Raw genomic sequence first — 3,558 nt, forward strand, 5'->3', positions numbered from 1 at the left:
AGCGATCGCCCCTCTCACCACCCATAAAACCCGATCGCCTAAATATCAATATCAAACTGTGATCGCACCCTCATCACCCACAAACCCGATCGCCTATTTCCCAACATCAAACGGCGATCGCCCCTCATCCCCCATAAATCCGATCGCCTATTTCCCACATCAACCAACAATAATTTAGTAGTGAAAGCGGCAGGCGAGAATTCTGATTTTATCGTCTAAAACTTCATAAACTAGACGATGTTCTTGATTAATCCGCCGTGACCAACAGCCAGATAGATCATGTTTTAGTGCTTCAGGTTGTCCTGTGCCTTCAAATGGATTACGTTAGACTTCACGAATCAGTTTGATGATTTTTAAAGCTTTTTTACGATCATTTTCAACCCACCAAGCTAAGTCCTCAAAAGAATCTGCATCAAATTCCAAGTTTTTCACAGGCTGATTCCAAAGAGATTCCATCTTGACGTTTTCTGGCTGCAAGCAGTCTTTCTTTCATGGCTGAACTACTGAGTAAATAGTCGGTTTCTCTTTCTGCCATTAGTTCTTGCCAAAAGGCAACGGGGACAACTACAGAAACTGTTTGCCCTTCTGAATCACAGATGTATTGTAATGCGTTAGTCATAGCAGTCAATATAACTTACTTGATTAATCATAATTATAACTGATCGCCCCTCACAACCCCAAACCCGATCGCCTATTTCCCACATCAAACAGAGATCGCCTCTTCACCACCCACAAAGCCAGATCGCCTATTTCCCCAATATCAAAATAGCGACCACCTCTCAGTAAATATGTTAATCTGAATTAGGTTGATGCTTTAAGCAAAGGTAAAAATGGATACTTTAGCGCAAACATTAAATGTAAAATTAGCCAGATGGCAACCAGATGTTGCTAAATTGGTGAGACAGTTCATCTTGGAAATAATTGATTTAGCTGATCGAGATGCTTTAGATATTTTGCGATCGCGTTCTGTGGAACAAGAGGTATTGGATTTGCTGGATCAATATTAAGCAGGGTGAAGTTTGGTTAGCGGATTTAGGCATAGCTGCGAAGACTCGTCCTGTTGTCATTGTTTCTCGTTATGATGCAAATCCTCCAAGAGTTTTAGTGATTTATGTTCCTCTGACGACTCAGTATAGAAATAGTGAGTATGAGGTCGTACTTCCTAACTTGAAGTTTCTCAATCAATCATCCATAGCTAATGTTCAGGGTATTGCTTCTATTCCTACTGCAAGGTTAGAACGCAAATTGGGAGAGTTGCCAAGTGATGTGATGTTACAAATCAAGCAAGCGATTATTTTTGCATTGGATTTAAGTTTGTAAGACAGAGATCGCCCCTCACTACCCGCAAACCAGATCGCCTATTCCTCAAATCAAACAGCGATCGCCCCTCACCACCCAAAACCCGATCGCCTATTTCCCAATCAAACAGCGATCGCCCCTCACCACCCACAAAACCCGATCGCCTATTTCCCAATCAAACAGCGATCGCCCCAACACCACCCATAAAACCCGATCGCCGATTTCTCCCAACATCAAACAGCGATTGCCCCTCATCACCCACAAAACTGATCGCCTATTCCATCAAATCAAACAGGGATCGCGCATTACCATTGTCTCCATAAATATCAAGGTTATTTGCGCTATAAATTTCTAATACGATCAAGTTAGACTTCAGTGTATGATTTAGAATAACTTATTCTTACAAAGTTGTATTACAAGACTTTGTTAAATTACAATAAATGGATCTTGTTGACACACTCAGAAAAAAGATTGATATTTTAGAAGATGGCGATTATCTTCTTGGATTACAAGCGGTTCTTTTACATATTGAGACTGCCTTTAGTCATCTATCGCGAGGGAGAGAGAATGATGATCATACTGCTTTTACTGACGCTATCTATAGAACAAATCAGGCTTTTGAAGGCAGCATTAAAGAGGCTTACCGCGTACTTGCAGAGCAAGATCCAGCTAAGAAACGACCGTTTGATATAGAAAACTATCTTGAGCATAACAATATATTTCGTAGTCGAGTCTTGAGCCAGTTTACGACATATCGAACAGAATGGAGAAATCCATCGACGCATGACTATAAATTAGGTTTTGATGAAAGTGAAGCATTCCTAGCAATTATTTCAGTTTCAGCTTTCGCTTGTTTACTCCTCGATCAGATTGCCGAGCGACTTGCATTTAAACAATCTCAATCTGAGGCTGAGGAACAGAAAACTACATTAGCAGCAAGTTTGTCGGAATCAATGAACGCTGACTTGCTTGTTCGATTAACAGAGCTTTTAACACGGTTCTGCTCGATTCATCAGCCTCCAGCCACTTCTATGTATGAAGTTCATTTCATAGGATCTCTTCACGGTTTCCTTTCTTCAACCGCTCCAGATTTAGATGTACAAACGGAAGTCAAACTTGATAAAGTGCGTGCAGATTTATTAGTTGCGTATGGTGATGAAAGAGTTATAATTGAAGTCAAGCTTAGCCGAAGGTTTGCACGCCGAGACTACTTAAATGCAGTTTCACAAGTTGAAAACTATCTGCTTATTGGTGGAATAAAAAATGGTATCGTTTTATTCTTTCCAGACTCTCCAAGTGAGATGGAGATAGTTGAGTCACTAGTCAAAGGAATAGATAGCAAGATCATTGTATTAATGCCAGTGAGATCGGATGTTTAACTCAAATCACACAATAGAAATTGGCTCAATAGGCGTTTCGGGGAGGTGCTTTAGCTTAAATGGCTGAAATGCTTGATGTGCAATAGTTTTAGCCTCGGAGGTCTTTGATAGCTGAAACACTCGTCATTAAAAGCATTGAGCCGTTTATTATGTTTGATCTCCCCGAAACACCTATAGAGCCAAACTTTTCACTGCTGGGCAAAGAGCGATTAATGACTTTATTAAAGCTAGATAATCTTCGGCAATCATCACAATGCTTGCTCTAGCTTGCTAATCTTAACCAAGAGATCCTTTCGCAACTCACATAAACTAAACCACTCAAACAGATCCATCTCATCCCCTAATACTCCTGATTCAAATTGTTCTTGAAACTGATGAGAATCAAGCCTATAGTTCTGTTCAAACTTGCTAATATCACAGTCATAAACAGCCAATTTCTGCCGATGACGATTTAACATTACACTCAGTAATTGACTCAGAATCCGATCTAACTCATTGCGATCGCTGCAATTTGCATTAAGTAGCTCTAATTTGTCTAATGTATTCATGGCATATACACATAACTCATTTAACATTATACCAACGGTAATTTTTCCTATAAAAAAAGGCGGCGCATCGCGCCGCCTTTTTTATTTTACTCTACACCTTCAATGCGGTCTTCGAGTTCTTGATATAGCTCACGCAATCTATCCAAATTCTCTTCACTGGTTTCCCAATAGCCGCGACCATTGACTTCCAAGAGAGTACCAACAATCTTACGGAACGAATTGGGGTTGAGATTTTTGAGCCGATCGCACATCTCTTTATCATTCACATAGACATCATTGACATCTTCGTAAACCCAGTTGTCCACTGCTCCAGCCGTTGCCGACCAGCCCAT

General features: G+C 40.5%; 7 protein-coding genes and 1 pseudogene. 3 read left to right on the forward strand and 5 right to left on the reverse strand.

From position 1 onward, the window contains the following. Positions 1–174 precede the first annotated feature (174 nt). Positions 175–456: pseudogene (locus APA_RS25685) on the reverse strand (Txe/YoeB family addiction module toxin). Further along, positions 413–619 (reverse strand): prevent-host-death protein, encoded by a 207-nt coding sequence (locus tag APA_RS05395; protein WP_201320484.1) that lies wholly within the window; start codon positions 617–619, stop codon positions 413–415. The pseudogene APA_RS25685 and the gene APA_RS05395 overlap by 44 nt, the downstream one beginning before the upstream one ends. Before the next feature lie 211 nt (positions 620–830). Here APA_RS05395 and APA_RS05400 point away from each other — a divergent pair, with 211 nt between their 5' ends. Both APA_RS05400 and APA_RS05405 read left to right on the forward strand, forming a co-directional pair. Further along, on the forward strand, positions 831–1,007 hold the full coding sequence (locus APA_RS05400; RefSeq protein ID WP_201320483.1) for a hypothetical protein: 177 nt from the start codon (positions 831–833) through the stop codon (positions 1,005–1,007). Continuing rightward, a complete protein-coding gene (locus APA_RS05405; RefSeq protein WP_201320517.1) occupies positions 997–1,320 on the forward strand; it encodes a type II toxin-antitoxin system PemK/MazF family toxin in 324 nt (107 codons plus the stop codon). The genes APA_RS05400 and APA_RS05405 overlap by 11 nt, the downstream gene beginning before the upstream one ends. A gap of 90 nt (positions 1,321–1,410) precedes the next feature. Here the strand turns inward: APA_RS05405 and APA_RS05410 are convergent, their stop codons facing one another. Further along, complete coding sequence (locus APA_RS05410; protein WP_201321291.1) at positions 1,411–1,554, reverse strand: hypothetical protein; 144 nt, start codon at positions 1,552–1,554, stop codon at positions 1,411–1,413. A 185-nt stretch (positions 1,555–1,739) separates the two neighbouring features. On the opposite strand from APA_RS05410, the gene APA_RS05415 reads away from it, so the two are divergent. Further along, entirely contained in the window at positions 1,740–2,678 is a 939-nt protein-coding gene (locus APA_RS05415) for a hypothetical protein (protein WP_201321292.1), read from the forward strand. 248 nt (positions 2,679–2,926) lie between these two features. Here the strand turns inward: APA_RS05415 and APA_RS05420 are convergent, their stop codons facing one another. Together APA_RS05420 and APA_RS05425 are read right to left on the reverse strand one after the other, a co-directional pair. Further along, positions 2,927–3,226, reverse strand: a complete 300-nt coding sequence (locus APA_RS05420; protein WP_236579416.1) for a hypothetical protein — start codon at positions 3,224–3,226, stop codon at positions 2,927–2,929. 86 nt (positions 3,227–3,312) lie between these two features. After that, positions 3,313–3,558, reverse strand: a 246-nt coding sequence (locus tag APA_RS05425; RefSeq protein ID WP_201321294.1) for a cobaltochelatase subunit CobN, incomplete at its 5' end; no start/stop codon positions are given.

This window comes from Pseudanabaena sp. lw0831 (assembly GCF_016584665.1).
Classification (GTDB): Bacteria; Cyanobacteriota; Cyanobacteriia; order Pseudanabaenales; family Pseudanabaenaceae; genus Pseudanabaena.

Excerpts from the sequence above, each read along its gene's own strand:
- APA_RS05395 (WP_201320484.1), bottom strand. The coding sequence starts at position 619 with ATGACTAACGCATTACAATACATCTGTGATTCAGAAGGGCAAACAGTT.
- APA_RS05400 (WP_201320483.1), top strand. The coding sequence starts at position 831 with ATGGATACTTTAGCGCAAACATTAAATGTAAAATTAGCCAGATGGCAA.
- APA_RS05410 (WP_201321291.1), bottom strand. The coding sequence starts at position 1,554 with ATGAGGGGCAATCGCTGTTTGATGTTGGGAGAAATCGGCGATCGGGTT.
- APA_RS05415 (WP_201321292.1), top strand. The coding sequence starts at position 1,740 with ATGGATCTTGTTGACACACTCAGAAAAAAGATTGATATTTTAGAAGAT.
- APA_RS05420 (WP_236579416.1), bottom strand. The coding sequence starts at position 3,226 with ATGAATACATTAGACAAATTAGAGCTACTTAATGCAAATTGCAGCGAT.